The organism is Carnobacterium sp. FSL E2-0243 (assembly GCF_038003605.1).
GTDB classification, from domain to species: domain Bacteria; phylum Bacillota; class Bacilli; order Lactobacillales; family Carnobacteriaceae; genus Carnobacterium; species Carnobacterium maltaromaticum.
Window position 1 is genome coordinate 1 of record NZ_JBBOPM010000001.1, and the last position, 21,881, is coordinate 21,881.

General features: G+C 33.4%; 18 protein-coding genes. 13 read left to right on the plus strand and 5 right to left on the minus strand.

Going from position 1 to position 21,881, the window contains the following annotated elements; translation table 11 throughout:
• The 11 genes from dnaA (at position 1) to rplI (ending at position 13,137) form a co-directional block, all read left to right on the plus strand.
• Positions 1–1,341 (plus strand): chromosomal replication initiator protein DnaA, encoded by a 1,341-nt coding sequence (gene dnaA, locus MHI00_RS00005; protein WP_010052318.1) that lies wholly within the window; start codon positions 1–3, stop codon positions 1,339–1,341.
• 223 nt (positions 1,342–1,564) lie between these two features.
• Positions 1,565–2,707, plus strand: a complete 1,143-nt coding sequence (gene dnaN, locus MHI00_RS00010) for a DNA polymerase III subunit beta (protein WP_010052320.1) — start codon at positions 1,565–1,567, stop codon at positions 2,705–2,707.
• A 324-nt stretch (positions 2,708–3,031) separates the two neighbouring features.
• Complete coding sequence (gene yaaA / locus MHI00_RS00015; protein WP_010052323.1) at positions 3,032–3,274, plus strand: S4 domain-containing protein YaaA; 243 nt, start codon at positions 3,032–3,034, stop codon at positions 3,272–3,274.
• Positions 3,274–4,395 carry a DNA replication/repair protein RecF gene (recF, locus tag MHI00_RS00020; RefSeq protein WP_010052325.1) on the plus strand — a complete coding sequence of 374 codons (1,122 nt, stop codon included), beginning with the start codon at positions 3,274–3,276 and terminating at the stop codon, positions 4,393–4,395. Before yaaA ends, recF begins: the two co-directional genes overlap by 1 nt.
• A gap of 23 nt (positions 4,396–4,418) precedes the next feature.
• On the plus strand, positions 4,419–6,335 hold the full coding sequence (gene gyrB / locus MHI00_RS00025) for a DNA topoisomerase (ATP-hydrolyzing) subunit B (RefSeq protein ID WP_413518371.1): 1,917 nt from the start codon (positions 4,419–4,421) through the stop codon (positions 6,333–6,335).
• A 149-nt stretch (positions 6,336–6,484) separates the two neighbouring features.
• Positions 6,485–9,034: a DNA gyrase subunit A gene (gene gyrA / locus MHI00_RS00030; protein WP_015075095.1), complete on the plus strand. Its 2,550-nt coding sequence runs from the start codon at positions 6,485–6,487 to the stop codon at positions 9,032–9,034.
• A gap of 243 nt (positions 9,035–9,277) precedes the next feature.
• On the plus strand, positions 9,278–9,577 hold the full coding sequence (gene rpsF / locus MHI00_RS00035) for a 30S ribosomal protein S6 (RefSeq protein ID WP_010052328.1): 300 nt from the start codon (positions 9,278–9,280) through the stop codon (positions 9,575–9,577).
• Between the two features lie 50 nt (positions 9,578–9,627).
• A complete protein-coding gene (ssb, locus tag MHI00_RS00040; RefSeq protein ID WP_010052330.1) occupies positions 9,628–10,179 on the plus strand; it encodes a single-stranded DNA-binding protein in 552 nt (183 codons plus the stop codon).
• Positions 10,180–10,209: 30 nt separating this feature from the next.
• Positions 10,210–10,446 (plus strand): 30S ribosomal protein S18, encoded by a 237-nt coding sequence (gene rpsR, locus MHI00_RS00045; RefSeq protein WP_010052333.1) that lies wholly within the window; start codon positions 10,210–10,212, stop codon positions 10,444–10,446.
• A 231-nt stretch (positions 10,447–10,677) separates the two neighbouring features.
• Positions 10,678–12,681 (plus strand): DHH family phosphoesterase, encoded by a 2,004-nt coding sequence (locus tag MHI00_RS00050; protein ID WP_015075096.1) that lies wholly within the window; start codon positions 10,678–10,680, stop codon positions 12,679–12,681.
• A complete protein-coding gene (rplI, locus tag MHI00_RS00055) occupies positions 12,682–13,137 on the plus strand; it encodes a 50S ribosomal protein L9 (RefSeq protein WP_010052338.1) in 456 nt (151 codons plus the stop codon). It begins immediately after the preceding gene.
• A 128-nt stretch (positions 13,138–13,265) separates the two neighbouring features.
• Here rplI and MHI00_RS00060 read toward each other — a convergent pair whose 3' ends face one another.
• The 5 genes from MHI00_RS00060 to MHI00_RS00080 all read right to left on the minus strand — a co-directional run bounded on the left by MHI00_RS00060 (position 13,266) and on the right by MHI00_RS00080 (position 19,044).
• On the minus strand, positions 13,266–14,657 hold the full coding sequence (locus MHI00_RS00060; protein WP_332489480.1) for an O-antigen ligase family protein: 1,392 nt from the start codon (positions 14,655–14,657) through the stop codon (positions 13,266–13,268).
• Positions 14,658–14,699: 42 nt separating this feature from the next.
• On the minus strand, positions 14,700–16,139 hold the full coding sequence (locus MHI00_RS00065; RefSeq protein ID WP_341109952.1) for an oligosaccharide flippase family protein: 1,440 nt from the start codon (positions 16,137–16,139) through the stop codon (positions 14,700–14,702).
• A 61-nt stretch (positions 16,140–16,200) separates the two neighbouring features.
• Positions 16,201–17,148 (minus strand): GDP-mannose 4,6-dehydratase, encoded by a 948-nt coding sequence (locus tag MHI00_RS00070; RefSeq protein ID WP_341109954.1) that lies wholly within the window; start codon positions 17,146–17,148, stop codon positions 16,201–16,203.
• Between the two features lie 56 nt (positions 17,149–17,204).
• Positions 17,205–18,296, minus strand: a complete 1,092-nt coding sequence (locus tag MHI00_RS00075; RefSeq protein ID WP_332629766.1) for a glycosyltransferase family 4 protein — start codon at positions 18,294–18,296, stop codon at positions 17,205–17,207.
• A 28-nt stretch (positions 18,297–18,324) separates the two neighbouring features.
• Positions 18,325–19,044 (minus strand): WecB/TagA/CpsF family glycosyltransferase, encoded by a 720-nt coding sequence (locus tag MHI00_RS00080; RefSeq protein WP_010052367.1) that lies wholly within the window; start codon positions 19,042–19,044, stop codon positions 18,325–18,327.
• A 445-nt stretch (positions 19,045–19,489) separates the two neighbouring features.
• Here MHI00_RS00080 and MHI00_RS00085 point away from each other — a divergent pair, with 445 nt between their 5' ends.
• Both MHI00_RS00085 and MHI00_RS00090 read left to right on the plus strand, forming a co-directional pair.
• A complete protein-coding gene (locus tag MHI00_RS00085) occupies positions 19,490–20,983 on the plus strand; it encodes a M protein trans-acting positive regulator PRD domain-containing protein (protein ID WP_010052369.1) in 1,494 nt (497 codons plus the stop codon).
• A 363-nt stretch (positions 20,984–21,346) separates the two neighbouring features.
• On the plus strand, positions 21,347–21,856 hold the full coding sequence (locus tag MHI00_RS00090) for a DUF5067 domain-containing protein (RefSeq protein WP_015075106.1): 510 nt from the start codon (positions 21,347–21,349) through the stop codon (positions 21,854–21,856).
• Positions 21,857–21,881: the final 25 nt, after the last annotated feature.

Below are 21,881 nucleotides of genomic sequence, written 5' to 3' on the forward strand. Positions count from 1 at the left end.
GTGGATGACTTACAGAGCCTATGGAACTATCTAAAAGAAAGATTTAAAGAATCGCTTGCCGAAGTCAGTTATAACACCTGGGTTAAAAGTGCCCATCCAATTCGAATAACCGAGCAAAACATTATTATTGAAGTTCCTTCATCCTTACACAAAGATTATTGGGAAAAAAATTTAACGACACGAATCGTTGAAAACATTTACGAATACTCAGGTCGTGAAATTTCACCTTTATTCATTATTAAAAATGAGCAAGACTCTACAGATAATTCTTCATTTGAAAATAATTCATCTATTTCTAAAAAAGATGGTCCTAGAAAAGATGCTTTGCTAAATGATAAATACACCTTCGAAACTTTTGTTATCGGAAAAGGGAACCAGATGGCTCATGCAGCTGCTCTAGTCGTAGCTGAAGAACCTGGAACTATTTACAATCCGTTATTCTTCTATGGAGGAGTTGGATTAGGTAAAACACATTTGATGCACGCTATTGGTCATCAAATGCTACTAATCAATCCGGATGCTAAAGTAAAATATGTCAGTAGTGAAACATTTGCTAATGACTTTATTAATTCTATTCAAACAAAGTCACAAGAAAAATTCCGAAATGAATATAGAAGCGTTGATTTATTATTAGTTGATGATATTCAATTTTTCGCGGATAAAGAAGGAACACAAGAAGAGTTCTTCCATACATTTAATGCCTTGTATGATGAACGTAAACAAATTGTCCTAACAAGTGATCGTTTACCAAATGAGATTCCTAAACTGCAAGAACGTCTTGTTTCAAGATTCGCATGGGGCTTATCAGTTGACATTACGCCACCTGACCTAGAAACGAGAATTGCGATTCTGCGTAAAAAAGCCAATGCTGAACGTTTAGAAATTCCAGGTGATACCTTAAGCTATATCGCCGGACAGATTGATTCCAATATTCGAGAATTAGAAGGGGCTTTAGTTCGAGTACAAGCCTATGCTGCTATTGAAAGTCGTGATATCACAACTAGCTTAGCTGCAGATGCTTTGAAAAGTATTTTGCCCTCAAATAAACCAACAACCTTATCAATTTTAGAAATTCAAAGCGTCGTAAGTAAGTATTACCAAATCGCATTAAGTGACTTAAAAGGCAAGAAGCGTGTTAAATCAATTGTTGTCCCTCGTCAGATTGCTATGTACTTATCAAGAGAGCTAACTTCAAATTCACTTCCAAAAATTGGAGCTGAATTCGGTGGTAAAGATCATACAACTGTCATTCATGCATATGAAAAAATAGATCATGCCTTAACAAAGGATGAAGAATTACGCCGTGATATAGAAGAAATAAAAAATAAATTAAGCAGTTAAGTTGTTCGTTTTAGCCCTAATTTTAAGTTATTTTTCATTCCACGTCATAATTGACTATGTGGATAACTTTAAAACTTATCTGCTATTTATGCACAAGTTATACACATGTGGAAAACTATTAAGCTCTAAGTGTTACTCCATTTTTCCACAGTATCAACAGGCCCTACTACTATTACTAAGTATTTATTAAATAAATTAAACCAATTTGTGGAGGTTATTATCAATGAAATTTTCAATCAAAAGAAGTGAGTTTTTAAAAAGTTTAGCAGACGTTCAACGTGCTATTTCATCTCGTACAACAATTCCAATTTTGACAGGTTTAAAAATTATGGCTTCAGAAGAAGGACTAACTTTAACAGGTAGTGATTCTGATATTTCAATTGAAGCTTTTATTTCTCAAGAAGATGAAAAAAATAATTTAACCATTGATCAAGCTGGTAGTATTGTTTTACAAGCTCGCTTCTTTAGTGAAATTGTTAAAAAATTACCTGATGAAATGATGGAAGTCGAAGTATTAGATCATTTCCAAACATTAATCACATCTGCTAATGCCTCATTTACGGTTAATGGCTTAGATGCAAACAATTATCCGCATTTACCAGTCATTGATACACAAGAAACATTTGTCTTACCTGTTAATTTATTTAAACAAGTCATTGGACAAACAGTTATTGCTATTTCAACACATGAAAGTCGTCCAATTTTAACGGGTGTGAATATGGTCATTGAACATGGTAAATTATTAGCAGTTGCAACAGATAGTCATCGTTTAAGTCAACGAATTATTCCATTGGAACTAAATAGCGCTTTAGCTGATCAAAAATATAACGTTATTATTCCAGGAAAAAGCTTAATTGAATTGTCTCGAACATTGGATGATTCCCATGACAATATCGAAATGATGATTACTGAGAACCAAGTTCTATTTAAAATGGAAAATATGCTTTTCTACTCACGTTTACTAGAAGGCTATTACCCAGACACTGCTCGTTTAATTCCAGAAACAGCCTCAACTGAAATTGTATTTAATGCAAGTTCATTGTTAGGATCGATTGAACGTGCTTCATTACTTTCTCATGAAGGTAAAAATAATGTTGTTAAAGTTTCTATTACTCCTGATTTAGTTGAAATTTCTGGTAATTCTCCAGATGTTGGGAATGTTAAAGAGGAACTTGCTTATATTTCTGTTGAAGGTGAACCAATTGATCTTTCATTTAACCCAGATTACATGAAAGATGCCTTAAGAACTTTCGGACAAACAGATATTCGCATTAAATTCACTTCACCTGTTCGACCATTTATTTTAGTTCCAAGTGAAGATGATAAAACCTTTATTCAACTAATTACACCAGTCAGAACTTTTTAAAAAATAATCAAATAGAGTTAAAAAAATTCACGCATTGAATTTTTTTAACTCTATTTTTTTCATTTTAGAACGAATTCAAATGAGATTTTGAGGAAAAATTATGAATAACCTATTAAAATACCCCCTATTTTTCGATATAAGCACTTTTTTTTAATTTAAGGTCTTTTTTTAAAAGAGTAACAAAATGCAAAATAGCCCTCAAATAATCAGAATTACATTGTAAAATAGGTGTATTAATGGTATAATTAAGGATAACCAAAATACTGAATTGCGTGGATTTACAACCATATTTCCGCGCTTATTTTATTGAGAGTAGGTGAGCTTGTGAAAGAGACCGTTTATATTGACAGTGAATTTATTACGTTAGGGCAATTATTAAAACATGTGAATATTATTAGTAGTGGTGGGATGGCTAAATGGTATTTAGCTGAACATACTGTTTTATTAGATAATGAAGTCGAAAATCGCCGAGGAAAGAAAATTTTTCCTGGTTCAATCGTCGAAATTCCTGATGAAGGAACTTATTTTATTCAAGATGCTAGTCAATCCCAAAAGGCTGAAGATTAATGTTTTTAGAAGAAATTAAACTCACTCAGTATCGCAACTATGAGGCTGCGGAAGTTCAATTTTCAGAAGGCATTAATGTTTTTTTGGGTGAAAATGCCCAAGGGAAAACCAATTTAATGGAAGCCGTCTACGTTTTAGCTATGACAAGAAGCCACAGAACGTCTAATGATAAGGAATTAATATTTTGGAACCAAGAGTTCGCTAAGATTAGTGGACGCATTCAAAAGAAAAATTCCTCCTTCCCATTGGAAATTGTTGTTTCTAATAAAGGCAAGAAAGCTAAATTTAATCACTTGGAACAAAAAAAATTAAGTGATTATCTAGGGAAACTAAATGTCATTTTATTTGCTCCCGAAGATTTATCTTTAGTCAAAGGATCACCAGCTATCAGACGTAAATTTCTCGATATGGAAATGGGACAAATGAATCCCATTTATTTGCATAATCTTGTAAATTATCAACATATTTTAAAACAACGAAATCAATATTTAAAGCAATTAATGATGAAAAAAGCCAAAGATCTAACCTTTTTAGAAGTTTTGACTGAACAGCTAGCCACTTATGGCGCCGAGATTTTACTAGAACGGCTTTCTTTTGTAAAAAAATTAGAAAAGTGGGCTCAGCCAATTCATCATGAAATTTCTAGGGAACGTGAAGATTTAGTGATTGAGTACCAATGCAGTTTGCCACTCACAAATGAGTTGGATAAAGCCAGTATTTATCAGGATTTACTTGCTGCATTTGAAAAAGGTCGAAAACGTGAGCTGGATCAAGGGAGTACGATAGTTGGGCCTCACCGTGATGATTTAAAATTCCTAGTCAATAATCAAAATGTTCAAACATATGGTTCACAAGGACAACAGCGAACAACAGCTTTAAGCATCAAGCTCGCTGAAATTGATTTAATGAGAGAGATTACAGGAGAATATCCAATTCTTTTATTAGATGACGTGTTATCTGAATTAGATGATGAACGGCAAACGCACTTACTTAAAGCGATTGAAAATAAAGTTCAAACTTTCTTAACCACAACAAGTTTGGATGGAATTAAAAAAAATATTTTGAAAGCACCTCGTGTTTTTCAAGTTAGTAGTGGTCATGTAGAAATGGAGAGTGAATAAACGTGTCGGAAGAAACAAGAGATATGGATGCATTAGCGCAAGAATATGATGCCAGTCAAATTCAAGTTTTAGAAGGATTAGAAGCCGTACGTAAACGTCCAGGGATGTATATTGGATCAACAAGTGGTCAAGGATTACACCATTTAGTTTGGGAAATCGTAGATAACTCAATTGATGAAGCCTTAGCAGGTTTTGCTAGTGAGATTAATGTCATTATCGAAGAAGATAACAGTATTACGGTTATTGATGATGGTCGTGGGATTCCAATCGGGATTCAAGCTAAAACAGGTCGTCCAGCTGTTGAAACGGTGTTTACTGTTTTACATGCCGGAGGTAAATTTGGCGGTGGAGGATACAAAGTTTCTGGTGGACTTCATGGTGTTGGATCTTCAGTTGTAAATGCACTCTCAACAATATTAGAAGTAATGGTTCATAAAGATGGCAAAATTCATTACCAAAAGTTCCATCAAGGAAAAGTTGGCGAAGATTTAAAAATTATTGGCGATACTGATCGTCAAGGAACAACTGTCCATTTTGTACCAGATCCTGAAATTTTTACTGAAACAACAGTCTTTGAATTTGAAAAATTATCAACCCGTGTCCGTGAGTTAGCGTTCTTAAATAAAGGCTTGAAAATATCAATTGAAGACAAACGTGAAGGTCAAGAAACGTTAAAAGAATTCCATTATGAAGGCGGAATTAAGAGTTATGTAGAACACTTAAATCACAACAAAACCGTTCTTTTTGAGGATCCAATCTATATTGAAGGTGAGCAACAAGGGATTGTTGTTGAAGCAGCGATGCAATATACAGATGGATATCATACAAACTTGTTGAGTTTTGCTAACAACATTCACACTTATGAAGGTGGAACTCACGAATCAGGTTTTAAAACAGCCTTGACGCGTGTCATCAATGATTATGCTCGTAAAAGCAAGTTGATGAAAGAAAATGAAGAAAACTTAACAGGTGAAGATGTGCGAGAAGGATTGACAGCTGTCATTTCAATTAAACACCCAGATCCACAGTTTGAAGGACAAACAAAAACAAAATTAGGGAATTCTGAAGCGCGTACGATTACAGACCGTTTGTTCTCGGCTCATTTTGATAAATTCCTAATGGAGAATCCTCAAGTTGCTCGTCGTGTCATTGAAAAAGGGATTTTAGCATCAAAAGCTCGCTTAGCTGCTAAACGTGCCCGTGAAGTAACACGTAAGAAGAGTGGTCTAGAAATCAGTAATTTACCTGGTAAATTAGCCGATTGTTCAAGTAAAGATCCTAGTATTAGTGAAATTTTCATCGTCGAAGGAGATTCCGCTGGTGGATCAGCAAAACAAGGCCGTTCACGCCTATTCCAAGCTATTTTGCCAATTCGTGGGAAAATTTTAAACGTTGAAAAAGCAACCTTAGATAAAATTTTAGCCAATGAAGAAATCCGTTCTTTATTTACGGCTATGGGTACCGGATTTGGTGGAGACTTTGATGTATCAAAAGCTCGTTACCATAAATTAGTCATTATGACCGATGCCGATGTCGATGGTGCGCATATCCGCACGTTATTGCTGACTTTATTCTACCGTTACATGCGTCCAGTTGTTGAAGCAGGTTATGTGTATATTGCTCAACCACCGTTGTATCAAGTCCGCCAAGGAAAGAAAATGGTTTACTTGGATTCAGATGCTGAACTAGAAGATTACTTGAAAGAAATTCCAGCACAACCAAAACCAGTAATCCAACGTTATAAAGGATTGGGTGAGATGGATGCTGAACAACTTTGGTCAACAACCATGGATCCAGAACGTCGTAGAATGTTACAAGTAACAGTTGATGACGCGATTGAAGCAGATCAAGTTTTTGAAATGCTAATGGGTGATCGTGTTGAACCACGCCGTAAGTTTATTGAAGAAAATGCTGTTTACGTACAAAATCTGGATATCTAACAGACGATTATTCGTTTGGAGAACTACTAGTTAATTTTAGTAAAGAACGTCTAATGGACTAAAACCAGTTAATTTTTCATAAACTAGCGACCCTATGTTAAGCATACGAACTGAGTACTGCTTTTCTAAAATGAGGAGGATTTTATAGAATGGCCGAAGAATTTAAAGAGAATATCTCCGAAATTAATTTAACCAAAGAAATGCGAACTTCATTCTTGGATTATGCCATGAGTGTTATTGTTGCCCGCGCTTTGCCAGATGTACGAGATGGCATGAAGCCAGTTCATCGTCGAATTTTATATGGAATGAATGAATTAGGCGTTACGCCTGACAAACCGTACAAAAAATCTGCGCGTATTGTTGGAGATGTTATGGGGAAATACCATCCCCATGGAGATAGTGCGATATATGAATCAATGGTACGTATGGCACAGCCATTTAGTTACCGAAATACATTGGTTGATGGACACGGAAACTTTGGGTCTGTCGATGGAGATGGAGCAGCTGCTATGCGGTATACGGAAGCCCGTATGTCGAAAATAGCGATGGAGATGCTGCGTGATATCAATAAGGATACAATTGACTACCAAGACAACTACGATGGCTCAGAACGCGAACCAGAGGTCTTACCGGCACGCTTTCCTAACTTACTAGTCAATGGAGCTACCGGTATTGCGGTAGGGATGGCAACTAATATTCCGCCACACAATTTATCAGAAGTTATTTCAGCACTGCACATCTTGATGAACAATCCTGATGCAACAACAGCTGATTTGATGGAAGTATTACCTGGCCCAGATTTCCCAACTGGGGGATTAGTGATGGGTAAATCTGGAATTCGTCGTGCATATGAAACGGGTCGAGGATCAATTACAATCCGAGCAAAAGTAGAAATTGAAATTCTAAAAAATGGTAAAGAGCGGATTGTTGTTCACGAATTGCCTTACATGGTGAATAAAGCGAAATTAGTTGAACGAATTGCTGATTTAGCTCGTGAAAAACGAATTGAAGGAATCACTGATTTAGGTGATGAATCCGATCGAGATGGTATGCGTGTAGTTATTGACGTCCGTCGTGATGTTAGTGCCAGCGTTGTTTTAAATAACCTATATAAATTAACGCCAATGCAAACTTCTTTTGGTTTCAACATGTTAGCAATTGTTAAAGGTGTGCCAAAAGTACTAAGTTTAAAATCTATTTTAGAAAATTATTTAGAGCATCAAGAAATTGTGATTCGTCGTAGAACAGAATTTGATAAGCGTAAAGCTGAAGCACGTGCGCATATTTTAGAAGGTTTACGAATTGCTTTAGATCACATTGATGAAATCATCAAAATTATTCGTGGCTCTAAAACAGGTGAGATTGCCAAAAATGAATTGATGGAACGTTTCAGTTTATCTGAAAAACAAGCGCAAGCCATTTTAGATATGCGTATGGTACGTTTAACTGGTTTAGAGCGAGATAAAATTGAAGCTGAATACAATGACTTAGTTGAATTGATTAAAGATTTAACAGACATTTTAGCCAGCAGCACACGAATTCATACCATTATTGAAACTGAATTACTTGAAATTCAAGATAGATTTGCGGATCCTCGTAGAACCGAGCTATTAGTTGGCGAAGTGCTAAGTTTAGAAGATGAAGATCTAATCGAAGAAGAAGATATTGTCATAACTTTAACTCATAATGGCTATATTAAACGTTTGCCTAATAATGAATTTAGAGCACAGCGTCGAGGTGGTCGTGGAGTTCAAGGAATGGGCGTTCATGACGATGATTTCATTGAAAAATTAATTTCATGTTCAACTCATGACACGTTATTATTCTTTACAAATAACGGAAAAGTTTACCGCGCTAAAGGATATGAAATTCCAGAATATGGCCGTACAGCAAAAGGTATTCCAGCGATTAACTTACTAGGAATTGATTCTGGTGAGAAAATCCAAGCGATTATCAATGTTAAAGGACAAGCAGCAGACAATCATTTCCTATTCTTCACAACACTTAAAGGTGTAGTGAAACGGACGTCTGTTAGCGCATTTGCCAATATTCGTAGCAACGGACTAAAATCAATTGTTCTTAGAGAAGACGATGAACTGATGAATGTTTGTGTAACGGATGGCGATCAAAATGTGATTATTGGAACACATTTAGGTTATGCTGTAACCTTTAATGAAAATACGGTTCGTGATATGGGACGTAGTGCAAGTGGTGTTCGTGGGATTCGTTTACGTGAAGATGACTACGTTGTTGGAATGGACGTAATGAAACCTGATTCAGAAGTTCTTGTGATTACTGAAAATGGCTATGGAAAACGAACTAAAGCTAGTGAATACCCAATTAAAGGTCGTGGTGGTAAAGGAATAAAAACTGCTAATATTACGGCTAAAAATGGAAATCTTGCTGGATTGACAACAGTAAATGGCGAAGAAGACATTATGCTGATTACCAATACAGGTGTTATTATTAGATTTGATGTTGATACCGTCTCTCAAACAGGTCGAGCAACCTTAGGAGTACGATTAATTCGTGTTGGTGAGGATGCAATTGTTTCGACAATGGCTAAAGTAGATGCTGAACCAATTGAAGAAGAAGTAGAAACAGAAACAACTCCTATAGTATCTGAAGCTAGTAATGAATTAGATGATTCAAATACAGCTGAAGAAATAGAAAATGATACAGATTTAGATCAAGAATAAAAATTATGTGATGCTCTTTGAAGTTAGATTTTTAGTCTAACTGCAAAGAGCATTTTTCATAGAATTAAAATTAATATTCCTTATGTTATTTTTTAATATAGATAAAATAAAAATGGTTTAAACTATTGATATTCCTTGATAAAAATGTTACACTGATAGGACGTGAGTAATCTATCTTATAGAATGCTCTCCTTGCTCTTTTGAAATCAAAAGAGCCAAAGTCCATAAGGAGGTGACAGTCAGATGAGTCAAACAGCAAAGTATGAAATTAATTACATTATCCGTCCTAACATTGAAGAGGCAGCGAAAGCAGCTCTTGTTGAACGCTTCGATACTATCTTAAAAGATAATGGCGCTGAAATAATCGAATCTAAAGACTGGTCGAAACGCCGTTTAGCTTACGAAATTAAAGATTTCCGCGAGGGAATTTACCATATCGTTAAGTTAACTGCAACTGATGCAGCGGCTATCAATGAATTTGATCGTCTAGCTAAGATTAGTGATGATATTATTCGTCATATCGTAATTAGAGAAGAAGTGTAATGTTAAAAATGTTTCACATGAAACATTTTAATGGAAGGAGCTAACAAAAGATGATTAACAGAGTTGTTTTAGTTGGAAGATTAACAAAAGATGCAGATTTACGATATACTTCTAGTGGTACAGCCGTTGCTTCTTTTACTGTGGCAGTCAATAGACAGTTTACAAACCAGAGTGGGGAACGCGAAGCTGATTTTATCAACTGTGTAGCATGGAGAAAAACTGCTGAAACACTTGCTAATTTTACACGCAAAGGGTCTTTAGTTGGAGTGGAAGGTCGTATTCAAACACGGTCTTACGATAACCAACAAGGGCAACGTGTTTATGTTACTGAGGTGGTTGTTGATACGTTCTCAATGCTTGAGTCAAAATCAACAAATGAGCAACGTCAAAGTCATGATACAAGTGGTAGTAATGGTGGGGCAACTAGTCCTTCTAAACCTTCACAACAATCAGGTGGCTATCAACAAAATTCTTATAACAGCAACGCAAATAATCAATCTTCAGCTCCTCAACAACAATATCAAAATTCCAATCGGAATGAGGATCCATTTGCTTCAAGTGGACAACCTATTGATATCTCAGATGATGACTTACCATTCTAAAACAGAATGGAATGAAAAGGAGGATTAATAATGGCTCAACAACGTAGAGGCGGACGCAAGCGCCGTAAAGTTTGTTATTTCACAGCAAACCATATTGATAATATTGATTACAAAGATGTTGAATTGTTGAAACGCTTTGTTTCTGAAAGAGGTAAAATTTTACCTCGTCGTGTTACAGGAACATGTGCTAAACACCAACGTAAATTAACAATTGCAATTAAACGTGCTCGTATTATGGGATTATTACCATTCGTATCAGCTGAATAATAGAAATTGTAGGTCGTGATGTAAATCACGACTTTTTTATTTTAAAAAATAAGTCGAAATAAGAGATGAATTACTGAATCTATGTTCAAGTAGAAATATAGATTATCAGATTGTTTCACGTGAAACAAGCAATGAACCCTTGCTAGAATTAAAGTTTGTAGTATGGTAAAATATAGTATATATTCAATTTAATTTAGTAGTGATAGTTGTGTTGAAGAGAAGGAGTCTGATATGAAAAAAAATCTGCCTCACGAAAAGCTTCCAGTTTTTTTGAGAGATAAAAAGCTGAAAATAGCTTCATTAGTTTTAGGGATAATTTTATTCTCAGTAATAGTAGTAGCTTTCTTTGCTAATTTTTGGATTGGTGTAACTTTGTTTTTCCTATTTATTGTAATATCATTATTGGTATTATATGCTCTGAAAAAAATCACAGTTGAAACAAACAAATATATTGCAGACTTATCTTATCGTATAAAAAGAGGAGAACAAGAAGCCTTAATAAAAATGCCAATTGGAATCCTTTTATATAATGAAGAATATGAGTTGCAATGGGCAAATCCATACTTACAATTATACTTTGGAAAACAGGAAGTATTAGGTAGAAAGATTGCCGATATTGATAAAGAGTTAGCTGGAATTATTAAAAAAAATCAAGAATCTGGACTAACAAATATAAAATGGGGCAACAAGGATTTTCAAATGATTGTTCAAGATGATATAAAAGTTGTTTACTTAATGGATATTACCCAATATGCAAAAATTAAAGAACAGTATATTGAAGAGCAAATAGTTATTGGTAATATTTTTATTGATAACTATGATGAAATTGTTCAATCAATGAATGATCGAAGTGTTTCAAATTTAAATAATTTTGTCACAACTCAATTAACCAATTGGGCGAGAGAGCACCATATTTATTTAAAAAGAGTTTCTGATGATCGATTTATTGTCCTTATGTATATGAAGTCATTAGATAAAATTGAATCAGAAAAATTTAGTATTATTGATCGAATTCGAGAACGAACATCTAAACAAAATTTCCCATTAACTTTAAGTATTGGTTTAGCATATGGAGATAAGGATTTGAGTGATCTCGCAAAACTTGCTCAAAGTAATCTTGATTTGGCATTGGGTCGAGGTGGGGATCAAGTTGTTGTGAAATCCGCAGATGAAGAAGCTCGTTTTTATGGTGGGAAAACAAATCCAATGGAGAAACGAACACGTGTTCGTTCTAGGATGATTAGTCAAGCATTACAAGAAATTATGAAACAAACAGATTTAATTTTTGTTATGGGTCATAAATATCCAGATATGGATGCTATTGGGGCTTGTTTAGGCATTAGACGTATCGCTGAAATGAACAATAAGGAAGCCTACATCGTTGTTAATCCAGAAGAATTTAGTAATGATATTGCACGTCTGATGCAAGAAGTTGAAAAAGACCCTAATATTAGCCGTTATATTATTACACCAGAAAAAGCTCAGGAAATGATTTCACCAGCATCGTTAGTTATTATGGTGGATCATCATCGACCAACGATTACGATTGCTCCTGATTTGTTGAAAGTAACCAATCAAGTTGTTGTAATTGATCATCATCGTAGGGGCGAAGATTTCCCTGAGAACCCTGTTTTAGTTTATATTGAACCTTATGCTTCATCTACTGCAGAATTGATTACAGAGCTTTTTGAGTATCAATCTAATGAAGCGACTCCAATTAATAAAATAGAAGCAACAGCTATGCTAGCCGGAATGATAGTTGATACACGAAGTTTCTCACTACGAACAGGTTCTCGAACCTTTGACGCAGCTAGTTATTTAAGATCTTGTGGAGCAGATGCTGTTATGATTCAGCGTTTATTAAAAGAAAACGTTGATGTATATCTTCTAAGAAGTCATTTAATAGAGTCTATCGAATTTTTAAGTGAAAATATGGCTGTAGCGACTGGCGAAGAAGATAGAGTATATGATACAGTAGTAGCAGCACAAGCTGCTGATACAATGCTTTCAATGGCTGATGTAGATGCATCATTTGTTATCACAAAACGCTCCGATGGACGAATAGGGATTAGCGCCCGTAGTCTTGGCGAAATCAATGTTCAAATCATTATGGAGAGGTTAGGTGGCGGTGGTCATTTATCAAATGCAGCAACTCAAATAGAAGGCTGCACTGTTGCTGAAGCTAAGGAGCAACTTAGAAAAGTCATCCAAGGACAAATAAAGGAGGAAGTATAAATGAAAGTTATTTTTTTACAAGATGTAAAAGGTAAAGGTAAAAAAGGTGAATCTAAAAATGTAGCAGATGGGTACGCGCAAAACTACCTAATTAAAAATGGTTTAGCTAAAGAAGCAACATCTTCTAGCTTAAGCGAATTGCAAGGTCAGAAAAAAGCGCAAGAGAAGCATGATGCAGAAATTCTAAAAGAAGCGAATGATTTAAAAGCCTTTTTAGAAGATGAAAAAACGGTTATTACAATGCCTGCTAAAGCAGGAGAGGATAGTCGTTTATTCGGTTCTATTACAAGTAAGCAGATTGCAGATGCTGTTAAAAAGCAATTTGATGTGAAATTAGATAAGCGAAAAATTGATTTAACTACTCCTATTCGTAACTTGGGAGCTGCTAAAATTGATGTTAAGATTCACCCAGAAGTAGTAGCAACATTAACTATTAATGTAATCAAGGAAGACTAATAGAAAAAGAGGCTGGGATAAAACGCTTCTCTAATAAATTAAAAATAGAGTCCAACTAGTTTTTTCTAGTTGGACTCTATTTTATATAAAATGATTTTTTAAATTTCCTAAGCCTAAATTGAATCAGATCAATCTAAATTAAGTTCAACAATTAGATAAGCTAAAATAGAAACAAAATAGATACTGACTGCTGGCGCTGTTAAGATGTGACCAGCTATATAGGCAATGCCTAATGCTATAGCCAAACTAGCTAAGATGAGTATATATTTTAATTGCAGAATCATTTTTTTATTAGCCCACATTACTTTTATTAAGTTGAAACCATAATAAAGTAGAGGTAACAGAAGGACAAAAGCCCCAATAAAGCCAAATTGATAAAAAATATCATAAAAATCCATTTCAATTGTTTTAGGCTGATCTTTATAATTCCCACCATAACCCATTCCAAAAGCTTTTTGTGATAAATTAGCTTCTTTAAAGAATGTTTTATATTGAGCTAGATAAACGGTTCGACCGCTGTAGATTAATTCATTTAGTTCGGTGTCTTTATCAGCAGGAATATCGGGTGATGAGGGGACTTCTGCCTCAACAGCTGCTTCTTGTGTATTTTCAGAGCTAGAATCAACCTCAGTAATTGTTTTTTGCTCAGCTAAATAGTCGAGATGAATGGTAGTATTTGTGCTAACTGAAATCATTGGAGTAATAATAAGCACACCTATGAATAGAGCTAAAGTGATACTTGCGTTAAGAATATACATCTTTAAATTGTACTGCTTATTGAAATAAATTTCGATAAAGATGGTTAGAAAAGCAATCGGCAAGGTTAGAATTATTGCGCCATACCCTACTTTCGTTCCAATAATTAATAAAGAATAGACAGTTAAGAGCGTCGGTATCCAAAAATAAAGTTTTTTTAGTTGGCTACTTTTTTTTAGTGTATACCAAAGAACAACCGGAAATGCGATAGCTAATAAGGATCCTAGTTCATTTCCAGCGTAAAACCAGCCACTTTGCCCAGCTTTCATATACATATAAGAAGAGACACTGGTAGAGGTTAAATTAGCGATTATCATTACTAAGTTAACTAAAATAGTCGCATAAATAATTACTTTAGGAAAATAGTTGTTTAATTTATTAGCTAGCTGGAGCTCCTTAAAAGCCGTAATGTAGGCTAGTAGCATAATGACATAATAAGAAATTTTGGCAACTGATTTTACTTCTTCTGAAAGAATATAAAGATCCTTAAACAGATAGGTAGTGAGTAAGTTAAGACTTAAAATAACACCTAAGGAAAGTAAATAAATTAAAAATAATCGGTTTTTCTCATTTTTTTTCATCAAAATTAAATAGATGACACTAGTTAAGGCAACTAAAAAGCGAATTAAAATCCCCGGAGTAATGGATGATTTTAAAACTAGAAGGCTAAAGGTAGTCAATAAATCTAATAGAGGTTGAAAAAGAATAAAGAGTGTTAAAAATAAAGAATAACGACTTGTTTTTTGAGTAGCTATATCTAGCATGTTGTTCCTCCAATTATATAAAATAGTAGTAGTGAATAAACTTCAACGGAAAGACATTTTCAGTTTAGTAATCGCTAGATTGATTATTTTTTGAACGTTTTTGTTAGATAATATAGTTAGAAAAATAAAAATAAATTCAACAATAACGATAGCGAATAAATAATTCATTTGCGTTAAAAATGCGATAAAGAAAAAACTGGTTAGAATGCCACTTAATAAAATTAAAGCTATGTTTTTGAATAAAAAAGACAATCCATTCGTAATGAATAATGCACAGCCTATAATCATAATAACCTCTGCAAACACTGGGGCTAATGCGCCACCAACAATTCCGAAGCGTTGTCCTAAAACGATATAGCCTATGATTGAAATAGCGAGCCCAATCAGCATAATTAACGTACGTTGCCATTGTAGTCCATAAGTAGTTAAAAAATCAGCTAAAGGGTACTTTATTGCTTGGATGAAAACTAAAAAAGATAAAATTAAAAGTACATTTACAGAAGGCAAGTATTTTTGACCTAATAAAGTTAAAATCCAATACTCAGGATTTAAAATAAAAGGCAAGGCTAATCCTACCCCTAAAATAGTCATTAATTGAAGCTCTAAGCTGCTTGTTTTTCGATGCTCACTGCTATTTTTATCGTTACCTAAGGAAAATAATTTTGGATAGAAAGCTGTCGCAATTAATGCTGGAAACTGATAAAGCATGGCTGGTATTTTAAAAGCTGCAGAATAGTAAGCAACATCTGTTACAGATAAAACTTTAGCTAAAATAATTGGTCCTAGTTGTGGCGTCAAGATAATAATCGCACTGTTCGTTGTAAAGGATAGTAACTGGTAAAGTATTTTTCGATCAAATTCTTTTTTAAAAGAGATTGCTCGGACTGAGATAGCCAGTCCATAAATTCCAGCAAGAACACTGGATAACCCATAAAATAAACAAATAGTTCCAATTGAAAGCTGAAATAAAATACCTAAAAAAAGAGCAAGAGAATTTCCGACGCCAAGAATAATATTGATGTAAGAAACATAGTTCATTTTTTCAATGATCTGAAAAAAAGTTCCACCGACTCCTTGTAATAATGACCCCACCAATGAAGGAATGACTAGGAGCAAGATAGCTTGTTGCATTTGTAAATCATTTCGATAGACAAAATAAATGAAAATCGTTGAAAACAAGGAAACTAAAAAGAATAAAATGACTCTTACGGTCACATAAGAGTACATTATTTTCCCAATATCAGAATTTTTCTTAGTTCCTTCCCGTATCGCGGTATGACTGATCCCAGAATCAGTTAGAAAGGTTAATATCGCTGAAAAAGATAGAGCAATTGATAATACACCATAATCTTTTACATCAGTATAATTTGCGTATAAGATAGTGGCGATGGCCCCGATGAATTTAGTGACAATGGTTCCAAAAAATAAGTGTAGAATATTTATGAAAACATGGTTCGTAGATTTAGCATTGATTGTTTTCAAAAAAAAATCCTTTCTTGAATACCGTGATTAGGTAGTATTTTAAAAATCCAGACACGACTTATTATTTCTGGAAAGTAGCTTGCCAGTATTCGTTTAACCCGGTTTTTAAATCAATAGTTTGTTTAAATCCTAAAGATTTAAGTTTAGTTATTGAGGCATAGGAATCCTGAATATCTCCATCCCGTTTTGTTTCAAATGTTAAATTAAGGGACAGTCCTGTCAAACTAGTATAGGTTTTAATGAGTCTATTTAAAGAAATTTGCTCTCCAGATCCAATATTATAAACTTCACCAAGACTCTTTTCGGATTTACTGACTAGAATGAGTGATTGAACAACATCTTTTACATAAATAAAATCTCTAGTTTGTTGCCCAGTTCCATAAACAGTGAAGGTCTCTTTTTTTTCTTTATTATTTTTAAGTTTATTTGTAATGATTGAAATAACCCCTGAATAGGTAGAAGTCGGGTTTTGTCTGGGACCATAGACATTAAAAAAACGAACAGCAGAAGTCGGGACATTGTATAAAGAAAAGTAACTTAGCACAAATCTTTCGGCAGCATATTTATCTATCGCATAAGGCGTTTTAGGCAAAACAGAAGAACTTTCTTTTTTTGGAAGTTCTTCTAAATCGCCATAGACAGCAGCAGATGAAGCAAAGACTAGCCTTTTTAAAGTAGGTTGTTCTTTTTTTATTAAGTCTAACAAAGTAAGGGTTGCTTCAAAATTAACTTGATGCGTTTTAACGGGTTCCATGACGGAATCCTGTACATTCGCAATTGCAGCTAAGTGAAAAATGTAGTCAAATTTATAAGAACAAAGTAATTTTGATAGTAAGGCTTTGTCACAAATATCTCCGTAGATAAATGTTAAATTTTTATGGTTAGGTAAATTGGCCATTACACCCATAGATAAATTATCAATAACCCATATCTGATGAGTTTCAATTAACTGATCTACTAAATGAGAGCCAATAAAACCAGCACCACCAGTGATTAATATTTTATTCATAAAATACCTTATATAGCAATTGATAAAAAAGAATGCTATATATTCCTTTTCTAAAATTATTTTTTAGTCTGTAGTAACTGACAATAGATGGCTTTGATATCTTTGGCTAATTTTGGCATAGAAAAATTAGTCTTAGCATACTTGTGAAATAACTCTCCTTTATGAGCTAGCCGATTCTCTTTCCAAGCGATATAAGCTTCTGTCAACGCGATTTTGAGGGAATCCTTATTGTTATCAATAACCCAACCAAAATCAGAATGCGGAATGATTTGTTTTGTCGCTCCTACATTAGTAGCAATTGCTGGGCATTTAAACTTAGCAGCTTCTAATAAAACAGTAGGAAAACCTTCACTATAAGAAGTTAATAAGCATACATCTGCTAATTGATAAAGAGTGTCAACATCTTCTTGGTGACCTAAAAATTCGATTGAATCAGTCAAATTAAGGTCTTGTGAAATGGATTTTAAGTTGTCTTCTAACGGGCCATCTCCGGCAATCAGAAGCGTTACATTATTTAATTCGAGTTCAGAAAGAGCTTGTAACAATAAAGCATGATTTTTGACGGGTTGAAGTCGCGCTACAATAAGCAAAATAAAATTTGAATTAAGCTGCTTAGGCAATGGTGTTAGTTCATTTTTATCAGAATAGTCAATTGCATTATAAATAGTTACTATTTTATTTTCGGGTACGTTCATTTGAGTAAGTTGAGTTTTAAAAGACTCAGTAATTAATAAAAAGCAATCAATCTTGGAATAGCTCCAGATGTTTAACTTTTTAAAAATGGCTCCTTTAATGCCTCTATTTTCAAAATCTAGTAACGGGTCACTATGAATTGTCGTAGTCCAAATAAGATGAGACTTTTTCTTTGTTAAGCCAATAAAAAAATTAGCTCGAGGACCATGTGTGTGAATCACATCATAGTTCTTTTTATTTATAATTTTTTCAATTGATTTTATGGTGAAGAGTAAGTTGAATTTATTTTCAATTACGTATACGTTGATATTGTATTTACGAGCATGCTCAGCAACAGGTCCCTCCTCAAAGACAAGTAAATCAACTTCTTCAGGATTAAATTGAGAAAGTAGACTAACAATATGAGATTTGCCACCGCCCGTTTCATTACCAGCGTTGACGTGTAAAATTTTCAAATAAATTCTCCTTTGTAATCAAATTTTTCTAATCTTTGAAAATATGGTAAACAAATTTTGGTAAGGCTATCATTCGCTTCAAACGCGTTGGTTGCTTTATTAATCGGTACAACCATTCAAGATGTAAATTCTGCCAAAATAGTGGAGCTCTTTTAACCGTTCCAGCAAGAACATCAAAGCTACCTCCAACTCCGATAAATACACCCCCACCAATAACTTTTTGTGCTGAGGCAATCCATTGCTCCTGTCTTGGAAATCCTAAAGCAACGAATATAAAATCAGGTTGTGTCTTTTTAATGTTTTCGATAATAGTCGGATCAGATATTTCAAAATATCCGTGATGTGACCCAGCTATAGTTAAGTTTGGATAGGAGTTAGTTATATTTTTAAGTGCAAGATTTAATGTTTCTTCTTTTGCACCTAAGAAATAGATTGAATAATTTTTTTGACTAGCAACTTCTAGCAAACTGCAAAGTAAGTCATATCCAGTAATCCTTCCTGGCAAAGGAGTTCCTAAAAATTGAGCGGCTTTAACAATTCCAATTCCATCAGCAGTAATATAATCTGCACTATGTAACAATGAGTTAAAATTTGGGGAGGCTTTAGCATACATGACTATTTCTGGATTAGCAGTAACGACAAAAGTTGATTTATTTTCGAACAAATCTTTTTCTAACTGAAAGATAAAATTTGATTGGTTCGTGCATGTAAAAGGTATTCCTAATACATCAATCGTTTTAAAATTCATTTTTTCTCACCTCTTTTTTATACACAGGGTCTTTTTTTGAGTATAGATAACTTACAGAAGGATAATTAAATATATTAAAAATCTGATTTAGATAACCTTAAGCAAATTTAAATATAGAATTAGCCTAACATAAAAAAAAGAAGAGGTTGTTTCAAAAAATTCCGTTCATGTGGAAAAGCTCTTTTTTTGAAATGAGTGAGTAGAACACTGCTAAACGTACATTTAAAAAATTTTATATTTTAACATATGCTGTAATGTAAAAGCTAATTTAGTTTGGTCGAATGCGCGGAAAAGTCATAAAAACAAATGATTTATTCACAAATAATTCACGTTTAAAATAAGAGAATTTTTTTTTTTTAATTGCTATTTAAGTAAATTACACGTATCATTTATTAATGTCATTAATTTCCTCATAAATTAATTTTTATTCGAAAGGAGTGCATATATGCAATCAATTTTAAATTCAATTGACTCTAGACAGATTTCTTTTATTGAAGTCCTTTTTTTTCAAGACGATTGGATTACATTAGGAACAATCGCGGAAAAATTAGACTGCTCTGAAAAAATATTGCGGAGTAATATTAACATAATAAATAACATATACGCCCCGTTCCAAATTACAACTTCTGTGAAAAGGGGGATTCGAATTTTATATCCAGAAAATTATAATTTGGATTTTGTTTATTCAGTTACTTTGGGGAATAGCTACGAGTTTAATTTCTTAGAATTAGTTTTTTTTAATGAAAGCCTAAAAAAGGGAGAAATGGTCGAAAGTCTTTTTATTAGCCCATCTTCTTTAAATCGAATTGTTAAAAAATGTACGGCATTTTTCTCTCAATTTGGAATTGAAATTCGAACATCGCCCTATCAAATGGTTGGAGATGAATTAAAAATTCAAAATTTTTATGTGCATTATTTTTTAGAAAAATATTTACTAGATAGCTCCCCATTCGAGGACAAAGAACTAGGATTAATAAATACCATTCTAGATTTTTTTCTTAAGTATTATCAAGATGATTCAGGATTTTCAAACAAAAAGAAACTTTTATTTAGCGCAATGACTGCTTTGACTCGTTTAAAAAATGGTCATGTTCGTAAAATTGGTAAGATTTCAAAGGAAAACGAAGAAATTATTCATGAAATTTTGAGTCATACAAATTTAGTTCAATCCTTTAGACAATTAATGGGTATTGAACTAACAAAAAACATGCTAATCCAACTGTTTTATGTCTTTTTCCATGATGATTACATTTTGTCCACGAACATATTTCCAGAAAAATTACATAATCCTAAAGTTGAAGAAGATTTTGCTATAATTGACCAATTTTTAGAGAGTTTATCAATAAAGTTAGGCATTGAATTACAAAATAAAGAGTTATTAGTGTTGAAAATTTATAATGCTCGGAATTTTTTATTTGGTAAAAATTATATTTTGCATAATAAAAAAATTGGTTTTTCGCAGCATATTGAGCAAGAATATCCACTTTTTAGTAAGATATTAAAAAAAGAAATTAAAGCTGCTAGTTTTTCAACGATAGAAAAAGAGAATCCCTCTTTTTTTAATGAAGTTTTATATGAGTTGATTATTCATTGGACGAATTTAACAATGGAGTTAACAAAATCTGTAGTTCCAATTTCAATTGGAATTATTAGTGATCAGGGTACTGAACATGCTGAATTTATCCGGAAATTAATTGATTATCGTTTTGGTAAATATATTTCTGCTTCAATAATTGCCTCTGAAAATTTAAAATTTAATCAAAATAAATATGCCATGGTGATAGCCACAATGTCCTATTTTTATGGAGATTTTTTTGATATACCGGTTATTAGCATTAATTCAGTTCCGAATGAACATGACTGGAAAAATATTCAGAAAAAATTACAGGAACTATCTTGTTTTGAAGGAGAGATGGGTACAAAATATATCAAAATTTAAGTAGGTATTAAGTGGCTAAAAATAATTTTTTAAACTCAAAAAGGCTCGGCATTCAAGTTTTCATTTCTTGATTGCCAGGCTTTTTTTTGTTATTTATTTAAAAAGATTAGCTTAGCTACATAAAATAAAAACTGTAATTTTTCCGATTGTTCGGAAAAAGTTGGAATTCTAATCAAGGGAACACTTTGATATTCTGAGTATGTTATTGTGTGGCATTGATTAAATAGCTTGGTTGGAATCTATTTTTACTTAGACTCTTTTTCATTCTTAATTATGTAACTGGAAAGTGGTGATTCAATTTAGTCTATAAGAACTAGGGGGAGGATTTCAATTATAAAAAAAAACTATGTTTTCTTTGTAATAATGGGTTTATTGTTCTTTTTAAGTGCGTGTGCGGTTAAAGAGGAGAGAAGCCAGGATAAAGAGTCAGAGGGAATAATAATTGATACACCGTACTTGCTTGAAGAAGGAAGTATTATAACTTCGGGAGAAAATGTAACTATAGGTGCTATCAATTATTCACTATCAAAAGTTTCGACGATTGCTGGTGTAAACAATACAAAATTGGCGATTATTTATTTTAAAGTAACAAATAAAACCAAGCAAGAGATTATCCCAAATGAATTTTGGTTTAGGTATGTAAAGGTCACACAAAATAATGAAGATCCTTTGCCGATTGGTGCTCTTCCTTATGAGAATAGAGAGGACAATAATGGGCAGCTAATTAAGCAAGCAAATCAAGGATTAAAAAAAGATACGACTGTTGATGTAGCGGTAGCTTATATACTTGATGGAACCGCTGATTTGAATGTGATTTTTATGAATACTGAATACAAAGAGCTTGCCAAAAATTCATATTCAGTCAAAGAGTGATTAACAGGTTGACCTGTTAATATAA